The sequence below is a fragment of the uncultured Veillonella sp. genome (assembly GCF_963522475.1).
Lineage (GTDB): Bacteria > Bacillota > Negativicutes > Veillonellales > Veillonellaceae > Veillonella.
Map to the genome: position 1 here is coordinate 167,639 of NZ_CAUQYW010000003.1, position 19,611 is coordinate 187,249.

Consider the following 19,611-nt stretch of genomic DNA (forward strand, 5'->3'; position numbering starts at 1 on the left):
TAAATTATCATCAATAGTTTTATTTTCATTTATTATATTATACAATAGATTTAAGATTTATATGTATAAGGAAGGAAGTGTTCCTATGAAAACAAAACTAACTTATTTCGGCCACGCTTGCTTTATGCTCACACGTGGTGATGTGTCCATGATTTTCGACCCATTCTTAACAGGTAATACATGGGATACCGCTAAAAAAGAAGATATTAAATGTCAATATATCTTTGTTAGCCATGGTCACGATGACCATTATGGTGATACAGATTTTATCGCTAAAGCAAATGATGCGCTTGTTATCTCTACTGCAGAGGTAGCTGGTAAGGCAGCAGCTGCTGGTTGTCGTACACACGCTATGCATTTAGGCGGTAAATTTGACTTTGAATTCGGTTCTGTTCGCATAGTTCCTGCATTCCATGGTGCTGGCGTACCAGGTGGCCATGCAGCAGGTTGTATCGTCGACTTTTACGGTGATATCGTATACTTTGCTGGCGATACAGCGCTCTTTGGCGATATGAAATTATTGAACCGCTTTAGCGATATAGACTACGCTTTACTTCCTATCGGTGATAATTACACAATGGGTGTTGAAGATGCTGCGCTTGCTGCTTCCTATGTAAAAGCTCGTATCTCCATTCCAATTCACTATAAAACATGGCCTGTTATCGACCGTGAACCAGGCGTATTCACAAGCCTAGTTGAAGGTAAATATAACCAAACGGCGCTAATCATCGATCCAGGTTCTTCTATCGAACTTAATAGCTAATATAATAGAATATTGATGGCATAGAAATGACGCAATTCTAAGGAATTGCGTCATTTTTATATGCTATTATAAACGCTTCTCTAGGTTAAACCAAAATATATCAGTGCTCACATTTATAAAGCAGCCTAAACCTCTTGGTTAGCCATAGAAAAGCCACTACGACTAGACATACGCACAAACTCATCGATATCTTGTGTTTCATCTACGCCTACATAACCGAGTTCACGCACCAGACCATAGGAATTATGTAAGGATAACTGAGGATTTTCACCAGTGAGCACCCATAATACCTTATAGCCCTTAGGCGCTTCTCGTAATCGTTCCTCTCCTTTACCATCTGTAAAATACACCATCAAATCTACACGATTTTGATTTGCTAAGGAGAATACAGGAGAAAAAGCTGTCGCCCCTCTCACATCAAGGCGAGGTTTTACATCTTTTACAGATTCCATCATATAGGTACGACGTACCTCATTATCACACTCTACAACAGTGATACGATGATTATAGGCATGTACAATTTGTAGTACTTGCTCTAATGCGTTTGTAAACTCCGCATCGGTAATACTACCACTCATATCAAGAGCGACCCATACATTTGCCTTATGTTGACGCAAGGTACCAGACAACTCCAATCGCTCAGGTTGACGACGATTACGACGCATCGTCGTTTTTTTGTACCCACTGGCGACCTTTCCCATTAATTTTTTAAGGTAAAAATACCACGGCAATGCACGACGTGTTTTTTGGAAGGTATCGATGAGGCTTTTCACATACCCTTCCATGTCGCCCTTAGAGGCCTCGTTGATGTAACGCTCTGTAATTTGATCCATCGTATCCGTATCAATGGAATCCGACTCATCCCAAATGTCATGGCTAGTTAGAGGGTCAAACTCCATAGCTACTACCGTATCGAAATTATCTACTGGTACAAAGAGTTCAGGCTTTTCCTTTATCGCCTTATCAATGGCCTTGGCGTAATACTCAATGGTACGGAATCGTTTGAGCATCAATCCAAAACGTTCATTTACATTGGCTACCGTAACTGCATCACGCTCCACATGTTCTAGGTAGTCATTTACTACCATATCCATCGCCATGTGGACCGCTATTCTATTAAAGCTTTGACTCAATGTTTTTACGCGCATCAAATGGGCAGAAATGATATGAAGAATTTCACGCTTAATACCATCCTTCATCACATCTGGTGGTTGGCGTAATAAGATAAATGGATTTACATATAATACATAGCCACCTTGCTTTAAATTAATACCAAAGGCACTAGTCATATCAAAACGAATACGATGAGCCATTTGTAAATAGAAGTAACCAAAAAATTGGTCCTCTTCTAGCAACAAACTATTTACATCATGTAGAATATTCCACAGCCGTTGCTCATAAGCAAGTGTCATCACAGCTTGTTGCATCACCGCAAAATCGGTACCCTCAATTTGCATCTCATCTAAGGCACGTCCTATAGTACCTATATGACTATCGGACATATTATGATTCATCATATCCGCTGCTATACGTTCTGGCTCCATGCTATGATGTTGTGCTTCATAACTATCTACATATGCTTCGTAGGCAGCATAGATTTGCGTGTACAAGGCCTCTGCTTCACGATGAATACGCTCCCGTTTTGCATGCCAACGATCGAGAGCCTCGATAGCCTTCTCATCATAGGAACCTATTTTCTCCCACCCGTCTATATGAGTGAGTAAATCAGAGGCGTCGCGAATATCATCTTTATCTAAATTTCGTTGCATCATTCCACCTCCTTTTTTGTTCCGAAACTATATAAATTACCTCATTTTCTAGATACATCATTATGTAAAACTATTGTTATGTATCAAAATAAACTTACTTTTGTGCTTCAAAGAAAGTATCTAGAAATAGATCGTCTTCAATGGCATAAGCGAAAACACGTTCGTATGTGTTACGCAAGTCTTTCATAACTGCTACGCGTAGATCACCTGGATACAATGTAAGGAATTCAATGAAGTGATGAACTTCTTCGGCATTGCTATTGCGGTTTAAACGATGCAACATATTTTTAGCCGCTACATACAAACGTGTTGGACTTTCACGTTTAACCTGTTCAGCCATAGACATAATAGCACCTGGCTTTTGAACCGCCGCCAATACATCATCAAAGGTAATAAGTGGTTCTTGGTCTGACTCAATAAAGTTTACAAATGCCTCGGCAATGAGTTTACCTACGTTACCGCGGATAACATTCATAAATACATCGCGACTATAGACTGAACCTTCTTGGTTTTTATAAATCGTATACAGACCAGATACGCGTTCAAAGGAGCGTGGTGTAGCATCAATATCATCTTCATGTCGTTGATTTAAATACTCTGGATAGGAAGAAATGAATTCGATAACTTTTTCCTCAATACCAGCACCTATCGCCCAGTCAATCCATTGCATATAATCAGCATTCATATAAAGCCATACAAAACGGTTTTGTTGTGCCGGGTCCATGTCGATAGTTTGGTAGTCAAAAGAATCCTCAGGGTTCATAGCAGCGATGATACGCACTTGATCACTTAAAGAGAAGCCATTGATTTCACGATTCAAGATAAGATTCATTAACTCCTGTTGTACTGCATGTTCAGCACGGTTAATTTCGTCGATAAACAGTAATACTTGACGACCTTTATCCACAGCTTGAGCCACATGTTCCAACGTATGATGTACAGCATATACTGTAGTCTTTACAGAATGTGTGTTACCACGACCATCTGTATGTGTTACAGATTCTACAGTTGGTAAACCACCAATTTCACCTTCTTTTAAAAGATTTCCATCAATGGTTACCAATTCCCAGTCATGCACAGTAGCTACGCGTGCCGCAAGAGATGTTTTACCAATGCCCGTCTCACCAACGAGCAAAGGTACTTGATTAGCAGCAAGCACTAATTCTACACTTGCCATTGTATCTATAAAGTTCATTGTGTCTCCATTTCTAATACTTCAAATATTCACTGACTGCAATTTTCTTAACAGCCCTAGTTCCATAAGCGTCTATAAGTGACAATAAGTCTATAGGCCATTTAGATTGGCGACCACCGATAGCTTGGTTGTTAATCAATTCACGAATATAGTCTTCATCAGCTGTATCACTAGAGATGGCACTAATAATGATCGATTTAATTTCGTCCACAGTGACACCTAAATTATTTGGTATATACCCTAGTGTGGCAGCACTTACACCAAATAGGTGCAATGCCAAGTCCTTTGTAAGCTTTGTAATTTGTCGCATCGCTTGAGAATCTTGTTTAACTGCTGCTTCTAATACGGCTACGCTAGGCTCATCAATATAACGTAATGCCAAATAATTCTCTTTAACCGCTTGCAATTGTACGGCTTCACTAGGCTCCTTAATATATTGCAACGCATCGTAGTTGGACTTTACAGCTTCTAACTGCAGTGTTTCAGATGGATTTGCAATATAGCGAATAGCCCACCCAGATTGATCGAGTGCACATTGAACAACTGCATCAGATGGGGTATCGATATATTCTAAAACAGCCCAATCTTTTTCCACCAAGGCCTGTAATAGTTCTTCTGTAGGATGTTCCACGAATTGTATGGCTCGTGGTGATTGTGAAAGCGCTGTTTCAATAACCTTTTCGGTAGGTTCTTTAATGTATTGCAACAACATGCCATTTTGAGCTACGCAGGTAAGTTGCATTGCTTCTGTAGGGTTTGGAATATTCCGAATTCCATGGGGGTTATTGGTCAGCGCCGTTATGTATTGTTCTTCTGTCATACTAACCTTCATTTCTATCTAAAAAGGCCATACGAATACGTATGGCCTATACTGAATTCTATTTTTATTGTATCATATTTTTTCGATATAATTATATCTCTTTCGTATACTTACTACACCGTTAATGCATCTAAATCAGAATTATTCCCAATTACTAATAATTTATCTGCTGCTGAAAGTACAGTAGATGGATTTGGTGGTACCTCTAATTCATCTCCTCGTCTTATACCAACTGCATTAAGATTATAAGCCTCACGTAAATTAGAATCCTTTAAGCATGTACCAACCATAAATGTTGGCATATCTACCTCGATGAGGCTTATATTTTTAGATAACTGTAAATAATCCATCACATGATCTCGTGTTAATGATTGTGCCAATCGTTGTGCTACATCATATTCTGGATAGATAACCATATCTACGCCCATCCTCTTAAGCATCTTACCTTGAAGAGCATTTTCAGCTTTGGAAACCACATGAGGCATATTCATTTCTTTTAACAACATAGATGTCATAAGATTGGCCTGAATATTGTCACCGATAGCAACGATAACAATATCAAATTGGCTCAAAGCCAATGCTTTAATTGCCTCTTCATCAGTTGTGTCAGCCACAATTGCATGTGTCACATAAGGAGAAACCTTTTGCACAATTTCTGGATTAATATCTACGCCTAATACTTCATGATTCATAGATGCCAACATCTTTGCGATGGTCGTACCAAATTGACCAAGACCAATAACGGCAATTGTTTTATATTTCATACTAAATCTCCTGATACGCTAAGCATTTCATCAATTATATTAATACATTCTCTTCGGCATAACCAATCGGTTTAGTTGGTGCTGTTCTAAGCGCCCATGTGCCGATGACAGTCATAACACCTACACGACCTGTAAACATAACGAGCATCAATACCCATTTACTACTTTCAGATAAATCAGGCGTAATCCCCGTTGAAAGACCTACTGTACCAAAAGCCGATGTCACCTCAAAGAGTAAACGAATAAAATCATAGGGCTCATCCCAAGCCAAGTAACATGTGGCTAACAACACGAGAAGAATGGATAAAAAGATGATTCCATTCGCTTTCAACACAGTTACTAATGATATACGCCGTTCAAAAACCTCTGTATCTGGTCGGTTATTAAACAATGTGCGTGATGCGAGTATGGCTACCATTACGGTACTAATCTTAACCCCACCACCGGTGGAGTTTGGACCAGCACCTATAAACATGAGCATAATGGTAACAAATAAGGTGATTGGATGTAGTTCATTATAGTCAACCGTCGCAATGCCTGCCGTACGGGGGGTTACAGACTGAAACAAAGAAGCCATGATTTTATTCCAAATAGGTAACGGTCCAAATGTTTGTGGATTAGACCACTCTACGCCAAGGAAAATAATCGCTCCTAAAACAATAAGAAAGGCGGTACCTACAAGCATAATTTTTGTATGCAGTTTAAGATCCACAAAACGAAAAACCTTGCGATGTGACCATATATCAAAGGCCGATAAATAACCAAAGCCACCTATAATGATAAGGGCCATCGTATTGATATTAAATAATATATCGCCTACCATCTCATAAGGTAAATTATTATCAAAAAATACGAAGCCTGCATTACAAAATATTGAAATGGCTTGCATAATCCCCGTGTACAAGGCAGCATTACCAATATAAGGGTATAGCTGGATAGTATAGATTATGCCTCCAATAATTTCAACAACAAAGGTATAGATGGTTAATTTTTTCGTGATATGTAAGAGCCCTGTCATTCCATCTTGTCCTACGTCTTCCGACAAAAGTACTCGACTTTTAAGACCTACTCGTTTTCCTAGTAATAAAGCAATGATTGTTGTAAACGATACAATCCCTAGACCACCTAATTGAATGAGTATAACCATCACGATTTTACCAAACATGGACCAGTGATAATAGGTATCTACTGTTGCTAGACCTGTTACAGATACACAGGATACTGCAGTGAAAGCCGCGTCTACAAGAGATGTTGTTTGCCCCTCTGCACTAGATATAGGTAACATGAGCAATAACGTGCCTATAGCCATAACTACTAAAAAGCTAAGTGCCAATAGACGATAAGGATTCTGTTGCATGTACCGTTGTACATGAGAATATGAAACATCATGCCACATGCTACTACTCCAATCCCATTAACTGATGTACTTGTTCTAAACTTGGTAAAGGGCTACGTCCACCAATGCCTTGTGTATTTAAAGCAGCTACAGCTGACGCAAAAATAGCTACTTGCTCTAAATCTGTATGAGCACAATGCATCAATATTTCCTGACCATTCATATGCATTTGTGCTGTATCCATTTTTTTATAGATGTACTTAACCAATCGAGCTAAAAATGCGCCATGAAAACTATCCCCTGCTCCAGTTGTATCTATTATAGATTCTTGGATGAAAGGTTCACAACGATATGGTGTACCATCAGGCCACACAAAATAACTACCATTTGCACCATCGGTAACCCCTGCAATGAGAGCACCACGATCATGAATAATACGACAAGCCTCTTCTAAATCGGTAGTACCAGTATACTTTTCAGCGTAATCACGGGCTACAATGACAATATGACTTTCCTCTGTAATCAGTTTCATCTCTTCGTCATAGCGCTGTGCACCACCATCAAGAGAAATAATTGTACCTTTCGCTTTTGCTACCTCCATAGCTGTACGCATTAGTTTTCTATGACGTCCATTTATGTGCAAAATTAAGGAATCTTCAATTAATTGTTTATGAACAGCTAAGAACTCCGGTTCTCTTGCCGTCGAACGTTCAAAGAATACTGCACGTTCTCCTGTATCCTGTTTTACTAAGATTGTAGCGACACCACTTTTTTCACCACGTTCAACTTGAATGGCATCTGTATTAACATTATATTTTTCAAAGTCATCTAAAATATGACGCCCCACCATATCATCGCCTATACTATCGATCATGACCGTACGAGCACCATACTTACCGGCAACCGCCAAAGCGGTTGCTACAGGCCCACCGCCATCGACTATAGAGGAAATCACCTGCTGTACCTCACGCCCCGTTGGATAATGGTCCACGACGATAAAGCGATCAAGTGTACTAGCACCGATTCCAACAATATCTATATTCTTTCGAGGAAATGTAATCATACTAACCTCCTACCCCTTTAACTGTCATCATAATCAATACGATAACTATAGTTACTCTTATCCAATTATAGTGGACTCGTTCTATACAATCTAACCTTTATATATTATATGTCTTTTGAATTCTTTTAATTACAGAATACAATTCGTTGTATAAAAAGTAAACCCCAGACTATTGTCTGGGGTTATTATGTAGAGTTTTCATTTTTTATTTTTAATTATTCCTCTTCTACATAGTTAATAACTTTGCCTTTTGTTTTAATGAAGTTTGGAATAATTAATACTAACGCAGCAATAGCAACAACACCATAAATACCAGCCATGCCAATCCATTCAAATGCGTGACCTAATACGAGACCAATAACAGCAAAGTCCGCATCACCAAATGTTGTATTTTGAAAACCTAATTGACCAAGAACAGGCAATGCCAATGCTGGTAAGAAGGTAATAGCCAAACCATTAAGGAATGCACCTACTGCCGCACCTCGACGGCCGCCTGTAGCATTACCATAAATACCTGCTGTTGCACCGCAGAAGAAATGAGGTACAAGACCAGGAATAATCAATACACCACCTACAGCACCAAGGATGAGCATGCCGATGATACCGCCAATAAAGGAACTAATAAAACCTAATACTACTGCAGTTGGCGCGTATGTAAAGAATACTGCACAGTCAACTGCTGGGATTGCATTAGGAATAATTTTTGTAGCAATACCTTGGAAGGCCGGAATCAAGTCACCCAAGATCATCCGAACGCCAGAATATACGATAGCTACACCTACGGCAAAGTTCATAGCACTCATAACGGCGAATAAGTATGGACTCATAGAACCAGACAATGTAGCTACAAATTCAGAACCTGCAGCAAAGGCTGCAATCAAATAGAATACAATCATAGTCAATGCAGTAGATAATGTAGAGTCACGCAAGAAACCCCATTTTTCAGGGATTTCAATATCTTCCGTGCTGTCTTCTGCCTTACCTACATACTTTGCTACCCATGCCGATAGGTAGTACCCTAAACTACCAAAGTGGCCAAGTGCAATTTCATCACCATCAGTAACTTTAGAAGTATAACTTTGACCAATGGCTGGAGAAATAGCAGACCAAGCACCCATTAAGAAGCCGCCTACAAGAATAAGTTCCATACCAGATAAGCCTGCGGTACCAAGTACGGCAGACATTAAACAAGCCATAAATAAGCTGTGGTGACCTGTAAGAAATACATACTTGAACTTAGTGAAACGAGCAATTAATAAATTCATCAATAAGCCTACAACAAGAATAGACATCGTTTCAACGCCAAGAACTTTTTGTGCTACTGCCACAATAGCTTCGTTATTAGGTACTACACCAGTAATATGGAAACCATGTTCAATCATCTTACCAAGTGGATCAAGATTATTAACGATAACTCCTGCACCAGCCGCGAGCATCAAGTATCCAAGAATAGGTTTCAATGTGCCGGTCATTACTTTATGAAACGGACGTTTCAAGGCAATTAAACCTACGCATGACATAATACCAATCAAAAGTGCTGGTTGAGACAGCACATCACGTAAGAACTCTAATACCATTTCCATGGCACTACCTCCTATATATAGTTGTTACATTTTATTGGGCTGCTTGTTTTAAAGCTTCAAGAATATCTTCAGTAATTTTCTTTTTATTAATATAGCTGCGAACAACAGCGACATTCTTATCTTCAAATTGTTCAGCCAATTCTTTTACAGTTACAATAAGGTCTGCTTTACGACCTTGTGCGGCATTAAAATCAATAGATTCAACTTGTGCATCAATACCATTTTCAGCACAAATTTCTTCAATTTTCATTTTTAGCATTAAGCTAGAACCAATCCCATTACCGCATACAGTCAATACAGAAATCATACTTACCTCCTACTAAACGTATTCTTGATCTTCTAAATGCTCTGCCAAGAATTCTTGTACATCTTCGATACTTTCAAAGTCAGCTGCCGCATCTAAAAATTCATCATCTTCAAATAAGGTAGCAATATCCGTCAATAACTGAATATGTTCATCCTTGTTAGGTGCACACAAAAACAATGCAACAGAAACAGGATCATTATCAGGACTACCAAAATTTAACGGTTTTTCCAAAGTCACCAGTGCAGTACCTACATGTTTTGCACCATTTTCTGGGCGAGCATGTGGCATAGCGAGACCTGGTGCCAATACAATATATGGCCCCATTTCACGTACGACCTCTACCATAGCCTCCGTATAAGATGGATCAGTAAACCCTGCATCAACCATAAGTTGACCACCGTGACGAATTACCTCTTCCCACGTTTCTGCCGGATAATGAAAGGATACATTATCCTCAGATAGTAAATCTTGTAACAAGCTAACACCTCCTGAATTTACTCACGTATATACTTGTATTATATCCATTCTTACAGTTTTTTCATACAACAAAATAGGAATACCGTAATAAAAACAAATAAATTTAATATTTTTTTCTATCATTTTATTAATAGATTATCCAAAATTAACGAACGAATATTTATCCTTAGTTCTAGATTTTTATTAGTAACAAAGTCATATTTTAAATTTTACTTCGAACTCGATACTAACATGATTTTCTATAGAGTTATACTTATCATAATCAATACCTATACGCGTATGTATATTGTATATATATAGAAAGTTCTCTATACTTAGATAAGGTTATATTACCTATACAATAGAATAAGGAGATTTTATGCAAACTTCTATAAAAGCAATAATACTATGTGTAATACTATGTATTTCATTGGTAACGGCCTTGCAATTTGGATCTACATTTATTTCTTTAGATCAAATCATTCCAGCACTTATGGCTATGATGGACCCAAATATCACCACGACTATGACAAACACAATTATTACGGATATTCGTTTGCCTAGACTCATCTATTCAGTACTAACAGGTATAGGCCTATCCCTTGTAGGTTTATTAATGCAAACAGTAACTAGGAACGCTCTAGCAGATCCTTATGTACTAGGCGTTTCATCGGGTGCTAGTACAGGTGCCGTCTTTGCCATCATCATGGGAGGTCTACCCCTATTAGGCGCATATAATACGCCTATCTTTGCGGCCCTAGGTGCGGCACTATCTATTATCTTGGTATTACTATGTGTTGGTAAAAGCAACAGCCCTGTAAAACTCATACTCATCGGTATGGGCATGACTGGAATATTCTCAGCATTAACGATGATGATTATCTACGGAGCTAAACACGAGGCTCAAGTTCGTAGTGCCATGTTCTGGCTGTTAGGTAGCTTTGCAGGTATCCAATGGAGTGACCTACCTCTAACAGTAATAATTATTACGTTATTTATGTTGTATATCTACCTATTTAACCAAGACTTAGATGTGCTACTACTAGGTAATCACGAAGCAGCTCAAATGGGCTTATCTGTAAAACAATTGCAGTTGAGTATCGTCGTTATATCCTCTATTGTGATTGCCATATTAGTATCTAAGGTAGGCGTTGTAGGATTTATTGGTCTTATTATTCCTCATTTAGCAAGAATTATAGGCGGCCCTAAGCATAAGAATACATTATTATTTAGTGCCCTCATAGGTAGTATTGTCATGATTTGGTCCGACGTATTATCAAGAGCCCTCTATAGTCCTGAAGAAATTCCTATTGGTGTCCTTACATCCTTATTAGGTGCACCACTCTTCATCTGGATTATTATGAACCGTTATAAACATAATGGTTAGTATGTATCATATCTTTAGGAGATACTATGTATCAAATTAATCAGCTGTCATTTTCATATGGAACAAAGAAAGTATTAAAAAATATTTCTGTCACCTTTCCTACGAATAAGATTACAGCCATCATTGGTCCAAATGGATGTGGTAAGTCTACACTACTTAGCCATCTATATCGACTACAACCAACTAATAATACAATCATATTAAATGAAAAACCCTTAGAATCTTATAAGGGGCGTGAATTTGCCCAACTAGTAGCCGTCTTAACACAAACTAGAGATGCTATGATCGATGACTTCCTCGTAAAAGACATCGTCCTTATGGGACGCTATCCATATAAACAACATTTCGGTACCTATAGCTCCGAAGATGTAAAAATTGCAGAACACTATATGAAGGAAGTTGGAATCACTCATTTAAAGGAAGAAGAAATTCATCACCTATCCGGTGGTGAAAAACAACGTGTATTCATTGCTAAAGCTTTAACACAAGAGCCTCAGATTCTCCTCTTAGATGAGCCAACAAACCATCTAGATATGAAGTATAAGGTGGCGCTAATGAAACAATTGCGAGCTTTCAAAGGCACAACTATTGTAGTCCTACACGATTTGAATTTAGCTGCTCAATATTGTGATCATGTCGTAGTTATGAACCAGGGAGCAATCCTAAGAGAGGGTTCTCCTACTGAGGTATTAACACCTAAAATTCTTGAACCCATATTTGAAGTTCCTTTCAAAACATCTTGGGATGAAGGGCGCTATCATTTATATTATTAAGTTAAAAGAAAGGGCTTACTATGTTTCAGAAATTAAGAAAATCAAAAAAATTGTTATTAGTCGCTATGGCATGTGCAACCTTTGCTATTGCAGGGTGTGGGTCTGATACGACTAAGAACGCCGCTGACAATGGCAATGCAGTAACGTGGAGTGAAACATTTGACGGTACTAAAACTGACTTTGCTGTAAAATCCTCTCCGACGCATGCCGTATCTATGTCGCAAGCAACTACAGAAATGATGCTACAACTAGGTCTTGAAGATAAGATGGTTGGTACAGCTTTCAAAGAAGAAGAAATCTATCCACCGCTCCAAGATGCATACAACAAAGTAAAGGTATTATCTGATAAATGGCCTTCCTACGAAGTGTTCATGTCTGTAAAACCTGACTTTGCAACAGGCTGGCCTGACTCCTTCAGCAAACGCGCCATTCCTGCAGACAAAATGATTGCACAAAAAGTTAACATCTGGCTTCCAGAGTCTATGTTATCTACAAAGGCTGACTTGGAGACTAACTTTAATGACATGATTAAGTTAGGGGAAATCTTCGGTGTTAAAGCAAAAGCTGAAGAATGGGTTACAGGTCAACGTAAAACATTAGCTGCTATCCAAGATAAGCTAAAAGACTTACCTCATAAACGGGTCTTCATTTATGACTCTGAAGATGGCCAACCATTCACTGCCTTTGAAGGTTACACAACTAACATCTTAAAACTCATTGGCGCTGACAATGTAATGAGCGGCTTAGGTGTAGATAAAACATGGGCTAAAGGATCTTGGGAAACTGTAATTGCTCAAAATCCTGATTATATTATTATCGCTGACTATGGTAACTCCATTCGCAACGATGATGATTTCCAACAAAAAATTGAAAAAATAAAATCTAACCCTCAACTTCAAGACATTACAGCTGTTAAAGAAAACCACTTTATCCGTGTAAAACTTTCTGAAATTACACCAGGTGTACGTACAGTGGATGCTCTAAAACGTTTGGCTGAAGAAATTCACGGTGTAAAGATTGACTAAGACAATATAACTATTTAAAAGTCACCTAAATCAACGTAATAATTCAAAAACTACATATGTAATATAATATACGAAAAAGGTCCCAATTCTATAAATTGGGACCTTCTTCGTACTGCTTGTATTGCACACAGCATATTATTTTAGAGAGTAGAGATGTGTTGTAGTTGAAAGATTTAAATAATGAGTTATTGTAAATTAAATATAAATTTTAAGTTGTATATGCTGTGACAATGCCTTTTTATCCATTTCGATTATATTGTTGCCTATAGCGTTTATCATTATTTGCCTTAATAGCCATAATTAATGGTTTGAGTGAAAGAAACTCTTCATCACTAAGTCGAATAGTTCTACCAATACGTTTAATCGGGTTACGTGGGCGCCCGGCACCGCGTCTAGTTCCACCCCATGCCATATACATACCTCACTTTTCACAAGAACAACTCCTTCTATCGATAGTATAACCTCCACTACATAAGTATGCAATAGTTATTCATTATAAATAATCTTGCAATACCTTTTAAACGATTAATAAACCGCATTTATTAATAAAATGCATAATTAAGAAAACCACATATTTATAAGTATCTTTCTATATTAGACTTGAATTGCAACATCAACGTTGCCAAATATAGATAAATCGCTTTTATAGAATATAGAATTAGAGATCTAGTGTATTTCCTATACATTCGAGTACATCCAATTATGATTGATTAATATGAAAACCTTAAAATTTACTTACTAACTTGAATAATTCACTACTTAAAATATAGAACAATACAAAATAAAAAAGACTGCTTTCGCAGTCTTTTTTATCTATATATAGTAAAATTATATTAACCGAATAGTAAGTGACCTACTTCATAAGCAATAGCTGCTACAATACCAGATAGTGGAATTGTTACAAACCAAGCCAACACCATAGATCTTGCTACACCCCAATTAACAGCTTTAAGACGTTTAGAAGAACCTACACCTAGTAAAGAACCACTTACTACATGTGTAGTACTTACAGGTAAATGTAAGAACGTTGCTGTAAAAATAGTGATAGCAGAGTTTAAATCAGCCGCAAAACCATTGATAGTTTCTAGTTTGAAAATCTTAGTCCCCATAGTGGAGATAATCTTCCAACCGCCCACTGCTGTCCCCATAGCCATAGCAGTAGCACAACAAAGTTTAACCCATAATGGTACATCTAATGTATCGATAAAACCACCACTAAGTAATGTTAATGTAATAATCCCCATCGCCTTTTGCGCATCATTAGAACCATGAGAGAAAGCCATCATGATGGCAGACACAATTTGCATGGATCTAAATCTATCATTTAGTACGATTGGAGAAAATCTACCAAAGATAAGCAACAATACTTTCATCACAATATAGCCACCAATCATGGCTACAATGGGAGATAAAATGAGGGATAAGAAAATCTTTATAATCCCTGCCTCATTTAAAGCATCGAACCCTACGGACCAACCTACAGCACCGATGATACCACCGATAAGAGCGTGAGATGAAGAACTAGGAATACCCCAGTACCATGTAAGTAAGTTCCATGTTATAGCACCGATAAGAGCTGCTGAGATGATAGCACTGTTGATAAGAGATGCAGACATTACAATGTCTCCACCAATTGTTTTAGCAACACCTGTACTAACCATAGCACCTAAGAAATTAAGCGCCGCAGTCATCAAAATTGCTGTTTTAGGCGCAATAGCACGTGTCGAAACAGATGTGGCAATAGCATTCGCTGTATCATGGAATCCATTGATATAGTCGAAGGCTATTGCTAAAAATACAACTAGCCATACTAAATAATGAGCATCAAGCATATTTCAATACTACCCGGCGGAATGTACCAACCAAATCTTCACAACCATCAATTACATCTTCCATGGCGCTAAGAATTTCCTTCCATTTGATAATTTCAATAGGATCTGTACACTCAGTGAAGAGTTTAGCCATCTCTTCATGGTAAATATTATCCGCTTCGGACTCAAGTTTCAAAACTTGGTGCACACGGCCTTCTACCTTTACATGATCCTTTTTAAGGCTACCCATATAACCAATAGATTTGTTAATATGCTTAACGCATTTCACAACGATTTCACTCATACGAATAGCACCATCACTTGGATTACCAACGTGGTACATAACCATTTTATCCATGATTTCTTTAATATTATCCAAAGTAGTATCCAATTGATCGATTAAAAGCTGAATATCTTCACGATCCATAGGGGTAATGAATGTTTTACGCAAACGTTCTACAGTTTCGGTTACTAATTCATCGGCAGCTTTTTCCTTTGTATCAATTTCAAGAAAAGCCTCTTCTTTAGAAATTTCGCCTTTAAACACACGTTCCATCATCTCTGCGCTTTCATATGTAAGAGCAGCATGATTTTCTAAAATACTGAAAAATTTTTCTTCTTTTCCTTTTAATTTAAAAGCCATGAAGATCCTCCTGAAACAGTATCGATTGCTTCTATAAATATAATTTAATTATAGCACACTAACAATAATTCCTAAACAATTTACCATTTTCTATATTCTAACCCCTATGCGTATATGGCATATATACTATTCACTAACATGAAAATGTCTACACTAAAATTATATGGTAATGATAAATGATTAGATTCCCTATACAAGGTAAAAAGCAGATAGCTGATGAATTATCAACTATCTGCTTTTTATAGTTACATTATGTATTACACTATATCATTTAAGCTATATTTAGCTATTAGCTTCTGCAGCTTTAGCTGCTTCTGCGGCCTTTTTCAAGTTAGGCACAGATGTTGGGCATGTAGCAGGTGTACAAGCACCATTAGGACCCAAGTCTTCAGAGCGATTTACAAATGTCGTATGTAACATGTGATGTGCTTTATGGCTCATAGGTTTGCCATCGAAGAACTCAGCATATAATTTTTGGATATCTGGATTATCACAAGCTGCTTTCACTTGTACCTCTGCATCGCGAGTATACAAGGACGCAATACGAGCTTCACGAGCTTTATCAGCCATCGGTAATTTAACGCGTGGTTGACCACCACCACCGATACAGCCACCACGGCAAGCCATTACTTCAATGAAATCATAATGGATGTTTTCTGCACGCATGTGTTCGATAAATTTACGCAAGTTGCCTGTACCATGAACAGCCGCTACATGTAATATTTTATCACCAATCACTACGTCTGCTTCACGAGCACCATCCATACCGCGAATGGCTTCAAATGGGATCAATGTTTGAGGTGCATCTTCACCAGTTGCTAATTTGTAAGCCGCACGCATAGCAGATTCCATAACACCACCAGTATTACCGAAGATGATACCACCACCAGATGCTTCACCCATCAATGGATCAAATGTAGAATCTTCTAATTCATCAAAGTTGATTTCTTCTGCACGTAACCATTTTGCAAGTTCACGTGTAGTAATACAGTAGTCTGTATCACGCATTTCTGGTACATCCCAGTATTCAGCAGAGGAATTCATTTCGTCACGACGGATTTCGAATTTCTTAGCTGTACAAGGTGTTACTGCAACAGCAACGATTTGTTTTGCATCAAGGCCCATTTTTTCAGCAAAATATGTTTTTTGTGTAGGCGCTTGCATTGCAATTGGACTCTTAGCTGTAGACAAGTTTGGCAAGAATTCTGGATAGAAGGTTTCAGCAAACTTAACCCAAGCAGGACAGCAAGATGTGAATTGAGGCAATACCGCATCACTATTGATAACGCGTTCCAACAATTCAGATGCTTCCTCCATGATAGTCATGTCAGCACCAAAGTTTGTATCTAAAATATAGTCGCCACCCAATTTACGAAGAGCAGCTACCATTTTACCTTCTACGAATGTACCCGCATCAAGTCCAAACTCTTCACCTAAGCCAACACGTACAGCAGGTGCAGTTTGGAAAACGACGATTTTATTAGGGTCAGCAATAGCTGCTTTTACTTCATCAATTTCAGAACGTTCATTGATGGAATCGAATGGACAAATAGATGCACATTGACCGCAATGAATACAAATTGGATGATCTCCATTAGTTGTTAAATCATAATAATCAAATACACCCATATCTACAGCACAAGCTTTACGACATAAGGAGCAGTTTTTACATTTAGACAAATCTTGTACTAATGCAATATTTCCGTCTTCAATTGGTACGCGACGGTCTAAAAATTGGTACTTACTCATAAGTTCCTCCTACTTAGGTAACGTTGTTATCGTTAATCGTAGAAATTATACTATACATTGTGATTTTTATCAATAAATATACATGCAATTCGTTTACATAGCAGATATTAAAAAATAGTATGATACAGGGGATTTATAGACGCTCTTCCAATTCCATCCACCGCTCTGTGAGTGCATCTATTTGGGACTGAGTCTCTTCTCGCTCAGACATCAAAGATTGCATCTTCTCATAATCCGTAGCAACTTGGCTAATCATGACATCAAGGCCTTTCACTAAATGCTCTAACTTAGGCAATTCATCCATGATTTTTGCATACTCCGCCGCTTCGGCTTTATTGAGACCTTTTTTTGGTATGCCTTTGAAAGTATCAATCCCATCATTATCTACTTTAGTAATATCGTCTGATACAGATTTCATATCAGACTGATGCTGTGTAGAATCAACCTCTTCAACTATGACCTTTTTAGAGTTATCATTAGTATTAGCTCTAGAATCAGCATTCGTATTTGCTATATAGAAAGGTCGTTTACCGATTGAACTTTCATCAAGAGCATCCTTATAATCCGAATAGGAGCCGTGAACAATTTCAATTTGACCATCACCACTAAAGACAAATAGTTTATCTACAACGCGATCTAGAAAATAACGATCATGACATACGGTGATTATGACACCACTAAAGGAATCAAGGAAGTCCTCCAAGACCTCTAGTGTAGGAATATCTAAGTCATTTGTCGGTTCGTCTAGCAACAATACATTAGGCGCACTCATGAGTAATTTTAAGAGATACAAACGACGACGCTCACCACCGGACAATTTACGAATAGGTACACCATGAAGTTCTGGAGTAAAGAGGAACCGCTCAAGAATCTGCCCAGCACTCAAGGTAGAACCATCGCCAAGAACCATATAGGAATGGTCCTCCCGAATGTAATCAAGAACACGCATATCTTCATCAAATTCTGGTAGCTCTTGTTTGAAATGAGCTATGCGAACCGTCTCACCTTTACCAATGGTACCCTTAGTAGGCTCATAGATGCCATCAAGGATATTCATAAATGTAGACTTACCAACTCCATTAGGACCTACGATACCAATACGATCATGACGCACCACGTGATAGGTAAAATCCTTAATCATAGGTCTCTCGCCAAAGTAGAATGCTAAATGTTCAATATCAAAGATGGTTTTCCCTAACCGTGTTTTTAAGGAGATTGGGTCCATTTGGTCGGGGCGCCGAGTTTTCTCCATATTCTTGAGTTTTTCATACCGATCTAGACGAGCCTTTTGTTTGGTGGTTCTCGCCAATGCACCACGGCGTACCCATTCGATTTCTCGTTTTAAAAACTGGCGACGCTTTTCTTCTGTAGCGGCTTCACGAGCCTCGCGCTCCGCTTTTAATGCGATGAACTCTTCATAATTACCATCGTATTGATACATACGTCGATTAGATAATTCTAAAATCCCATTACATACAGAATCAAGGAAATATCTATCATGAGTACTGATTAAAAGACCACCTTGACGAGCACTTAAATAGGACTCAAGCCAATCGATACTATCCTCATCTAAATGGTTAGTCGGTTCATCTAACAACAATAAATCGCATGGATATAACAAGGCCTGTCCCAGTGCTAAACGGCGCTTTTGACCACCTGATAATAAGGCTACCTTTTGCTCCACATCAGGAAATCCTAATTTAGATAGAATGATACGCGCCTCTTGCTCCACTTGCCACCCATCTTGTTGATCCATTCGCTCCAAAGCATTCATATAGTTCTTGGAGATTTTGGCATCATCACCACCAGACTCCTGCATTTGACGATATTCACGGCTAATCCTTTCAAAGTCCTTAACCATCTGTAACCGTGGATGGTCCCCATCGAGTACAGCCTCTAACAAGGTTGACTCCGCATCAAAATCAGGGGTTTGCGCCAAGTAATGAATACTCGCTTTCCCATTGCGCTCTATAGTTCCCTTATCGGCTTCCATTTGACCCGCTAAGATTTTTAAAAAAGTAGACTTACCTGTCCCATTGATTCCCACAAGACCTAGCCGTTTTTCGGTAGTAAAAGTAATATTTACATCCTTAAAAAGCAGTCGTGTGCCATATGATTTTTCTATATTTTGTAAACTAATAACGTTCATCGTATGCTCCTATTATGT

Annotated in this window: 18 protein-coding genes; 4 read left to right on the forward strand and 14 right to left on the reverse strand. The window is 38.3% G+C overall.

The window, feature by feature from the left end; all coding sequences use genetic code 11:
- Nucleotides 1-85: 85 nt before the first annotated feature.
- Nucleotides 86-763 (forward strand): metal-dependent hydrolase, encoded by a 678-nt coding sequence (locus tag RWP19_RS03070; protein WP_295208288.1) that lies wholly within the window; start codon nucleotides 86-88, stop codon nucleotides 761-763.
- 125 nt (nucleotides 764-888) lie between these two features.
- Here the strand turns inward: RWP19_RS03070 and RWP19_RS03075 are convergent, their stop codons facing one another.
- The 9 genes from RWP19_RS03075 to RWP19_RS03115 all read right to left on the reverse strand — a co-directional run bounded on the left by RWP19_RS03075 (nucleotide 889) and on the right by RWP19_RS03115 (nucleotide 10,077).
- Complete coding sequence (locus tag RWP19_RS03075) at nucleotides 889-2,532, reverse strand: VWA-like domain-containing protein (protein WP_314356442.1); 1,644 nt, start codon at nucleotides 2,530-2,532, stop codon at nucleotides 889-891.
- Nucleotides 2,533-2,626: 94 nt separating this feature from the next.
- Complete coding sequence (locus RWP19_RS03080; protein WP_314356420.1) at nucleotides 2,627-3,727, reverse strand: AAA family ATPase; 1,101 nt, start codon at nucleotides 3,725-3,727, stop codon at nucleotides 2,627-2,629.
- A 13-nt stretch (nucleotides 3,728-3,740) separates the two neighbouring features.
- Nucleotides 3,741-4,547 (reverse strand): hypothetical protein, encoded by an 807-nt coding sequence (locus RWP19_RS03085; RefSeq protein ID WP_314356422.1) that lies wholly within the window; start codon nucleotides 4,545-4,547, stop codon nucleotides 3,741-3,743.
- Nucleotides 4,548-4,660: 113 nt separating this feature from the next.
- On the reverse strand, nucleotides 4,661-5,311 hold the full coding sequence (locus tag RWP19_RS03090) for a TrkA family potassium uptake protein (RefSeq protein WP_295208299.1): 651 nt from the start codon (nucleotides 5,309-5,311) through the stop codon (nucleotides 4,661-4,663).
- Between the two features lie 34 nt (nucleotides 5,312-5,345).
- Nucleotides 5,346-6,707, reverse strand: a complete 1,362-nt coding sequence (locus RWP19_RS03095) for a potassium transporter TrkG (RefSeq protein ID WP_314356423.1) — start codon at nucleotides 6,705-6,707, stop codon at nucleotides 5,346-5,348.
- A gap of 4 nt (nucleotides 6,708-6,711) precedes the next feature.
- Nucleotides 6,712-7,710, reverse strand: coding sequence for a carbohydrate kinase family protein (locus RWP19_RS03100; RefSeq protein WP_314356424.1), 999 nt, complete (start codon nucleotides 7,708-7,710; stop codon nucleotides 6,712-6,714).
- Between the two features lie 215 nt (nucleotides 7,711-7,925).
- A complete protein-coding gene (locus RWP19_RS03105; RefSeq protein WP_314356425.1) occupies nucleotides 7,926-9,293 on the reverse strand; it encodes a PTS ascorbate transporter subunit IIC in 1,368 nt (455 codons plus the stop codon).
- Nucleotides 9,294-9,324: 31 nt separating this feature from the next.
- Nucleotides 9,325-9,600, reverse strand: a complete 276-nt coding sequence (locus tag RWP19_RS03110) for a PTS sugar transporter subunit IIB (RefSeq protein ID WP_295208311.1) — start codon at nucleotides 9,598-9,600, stop codon at nucleotides 9,325-9,327.
- Nucleotides 9,601-9,612: 12 nt separating this feature from the next.
- The gene (locus RWP19_RS03115) at nucleotides 9,613-10,077 is read right to left on the reverse strand and encodes a PTS sugar transporter subunit IIA (RefSeq protein ID WP_314356426.1); all 465 of its coding nucleotides are present in this window, start codon (nucleotides 10,075-10,077) and stop codon (nucleotides 9,613-9,615) included.
- A 358-nt stretch (nucleotides 10,078-10,435) separates the two neighbouring features.
- On the opposite strand from RWP19_RS03115, the gene RWP19_RS03120 reads away from it, so the two are divergent.
- Genes RWP19_RS03120 through RWP19_RS03130 form a run of 3 tightly spaced genes read left to right on the forward strand, consistent with a single transcriptional unit; the run spans nucleotide 10,436 to nucleotide 13,241 of the window.
- Nucleotides 10,436-11,443, forward strand: a complete 1,008-nt coding sequence (locus tag RWP19_RS03120) for an iron ABC transporter permease (RefSeq protein WP_314356427.1) — start codon at nucleotides 10,436-10,438, stop codon at nucleotides 11,441-11,443.
- Between the two features lie 26 nt (nucleotides 11,444-11,469).
- The gene (locus tag RWP19_RS03125) at nucleotides 11,470-12,216 is read left to right on the forward strand and encodes an ABC transporter ATP-binding protein (RefSeq protein WP_314356428.1); all 747 of its coding nucleotides are present in this window, start codon (nucleotides 11,470-11,472) and stop codon (nucleotides 12,214-12,216) included.
- Nucleotides 12,217-12,236: 20 nt separating this feature from the next.
- Nucleotides 12,237-13,241, forward strand: a complete 1,005-nt coding sequence (locus RWP19_RS03130) for an ABC transporter substrate-binding protein (protein WP_314356429.1) — start codon at nucleotides 12,237-12,239, stop codon at nucleotides 13,239-13,241.
- Nucleotides 13,242-13,479: 238 nt separating this feature from the next.
- Here the strand turns inward: RWP19_RS03130 and RWP19_RS03135 are convergent, their stop codons facing one another.
- The 5 genes from RWP19_RS03135 to RWP19_RS03155 form a co-directional block, all read right to left on the reverse strand.
- Nucleotides 13,480-13,653 (reverse strand): hypothetical protein, encoded by a 174-nt coding sequence (locus RWP19_RS03135; protein ID WP_295208326.1) that lies wholly within the window; start codon nucleotides 13,651-13,653, stop codon nucleotides 13,480-13,482.
- A 421-nt stretch (nucleotides 13,654-14,074) separates the two neighbouring features.
- A complete protein-coding gene (locus tag RWP19_RS03140; protein WP_295257386.1) occupies nucleotides 14,075-15,073 on the reverse strand; it encodes an inorganic phosphate transporter in 999 nt (332 codons plus the stop codon).
- Entirely contained in the window at nucleotides 15,066-15,695 is a 630-nt protein-coding gene (locus RWP19_RS03145; protein WP_105089528.1) for a DUF47 domain-containing protein, read from the reverse strand. Before RWP19_RS03145 ends, RWP19_RS03140 begins: the two co-directional genes overlap by 8 nt.
- 282 nt (nucleotides 15,696-15,977) lie before the next feature.
- Nucleotides 15,978-17,444, reverse strand: a complete 1,467-nt coding sequence (locus tag RWP19_RS03150; protein WP_314356430.1) for a [FeFe] hydrogenase, group A — start codon at nucleotides 17,442-17,444, stop codon at nucleotides 15,978-15,980.
- A gap of 133 nt (nucleotides 17,445-17,577) precedes the next feature.
- Nucleotides 17,578-19,593, reverse strand: a complete 2,016-nt coding sequence (locus tag RWP19_RS03155; protein WP_314356431.1) for an ABC-F family ATP-binding cassette domain-containing protein — start codon at nucleotides 19,591-19,593, stop codon at nucleotides 17,578-17,580.
- Nucleotides 19,594-19,611 lie beyond the last annotated feature (18 nt).

Excerpts from the sequence above, each read along its gene's own strand:
- RWP19_RS03070 (WP_295208288.1), top strand. The coding sequence starts at position 86 with ATGAAAACAAAACTAACTTATTTCGGCCACGCTTGCTTTATGCTCACA.
- RWP19_RS03075 (WP_314356442.1), bottom strand. The coding sequence starts at position 2,532 with ATGCAACGAAATTTAGATAAAGATGATATTCGCGACGCCTCTGATTTA.
- RWP19_RS03080 (WP_314356420.1), bottom strand. The coding sequence starts at position 3,727 with ATGAACTTTATAGATACAATGGCAAGTGTAGAATTAGTGCTTGCTGCT.
- RWP19_RS03085 (WP_314356422.1), bottom strand. The coding sequence starts at position 4,547 with ATGACAGAAGAACAATACATAACGGCGCTGACCAATAACCCCCATGGA.
- RWP19_RS03090 (WP_295208299.1), bottom strand. The coding sequence starts at position 5,311 with ATGAAATATAAAACAATTGCCGTTATTGGTCTTGGTCAATTTGGTACG.
- RWP19_RS03095 (WP_314356423.1), bottom strand. The coding sequence starts at position 6,707 with ATGTGGCATGATGTTTCATATTCTCATGTACAACGGTACATGCAACAG.
- RWP19_RS03100 (WP_314356424.1), bottom strand. The coding sequence starts at position 7,710 with ATGATTACATTTCCTCGAAAGAATATAGATATTGTTGGAATCGGTGCT.
- RWP19_RS03105 (WP_314356425.1), bottom strand. The coding sequence starts at position 9,293 with ATGGAAATGGTATTAGAGTTCTTACGTGATGTGCTGTCTCAACCAGCA.
- RWP19_RS03110 (WP_295208311.1), bottom strand. The coding sequence starts at position 9,600 with ATGATTTCTGTATTGACTGTATGCGGTAATGGGATTGGTTCTAGCTTA.
- RWP19_RS03120 (WP_314356427.1), top strand. The coding sequence starts at position 10,436 with ATGCAAACTTCTATAAAAGCAATAATACTATGTGTAATACTATGTATT.
- RWP19_RS03125 (WP_314356428.1), top strand. The coding sequence starts at position 11,470 with ATGTATCAAATTAATCAGCTGTCATTTTCATATGGAACAAAGAAAGTA.
- RWP19_RS03130 (WP_314356429.1), top strand. The coding sequence starts at position 12,237 with ATGTTTCAGAAATTAAGAAAATCAAAAAAATTGTTATTAGTCGCTATG.
- RWP19_RS03135 (WP_295208326.1), bottom strand. The coding sequence starts at position 13,653 with ATGGCATGGGGTGGAACTAGACGCGGTGCCGGGCGCCCACGTAACCCG.
- RWP19_RS03140 (WP_295257386.1), bottom strand. The coding sequence starts at position 15,073 with ATGCTTGATGCTCATTATTTAGTATGGCTAGTTGTATTTTTAGCAATA.
- RWP19_RS03145 (WP_105089528.1), bottom strand. The coding sequence starts at position 15,695 with ATGGCTTTTAAATTAAAAGGAAAAGAAGAAAAATTTTTCAGTATTTTA.
- RWP19_RS03150 (WP_314356430.1), bottom strand. The coding sequence starts at position 17,444 with ATGAGTAAGTACCAATTTTTAGACCGTCGCGTACCAATTGAAGACGGA.
- RWP19_RS03155 (WP_314356431.1), bottom strand. The coding sequence starts at position 19,593 with ATGAACGTTATTAGTTTACAAAATATAGAAAAATCATATGGCACACGA.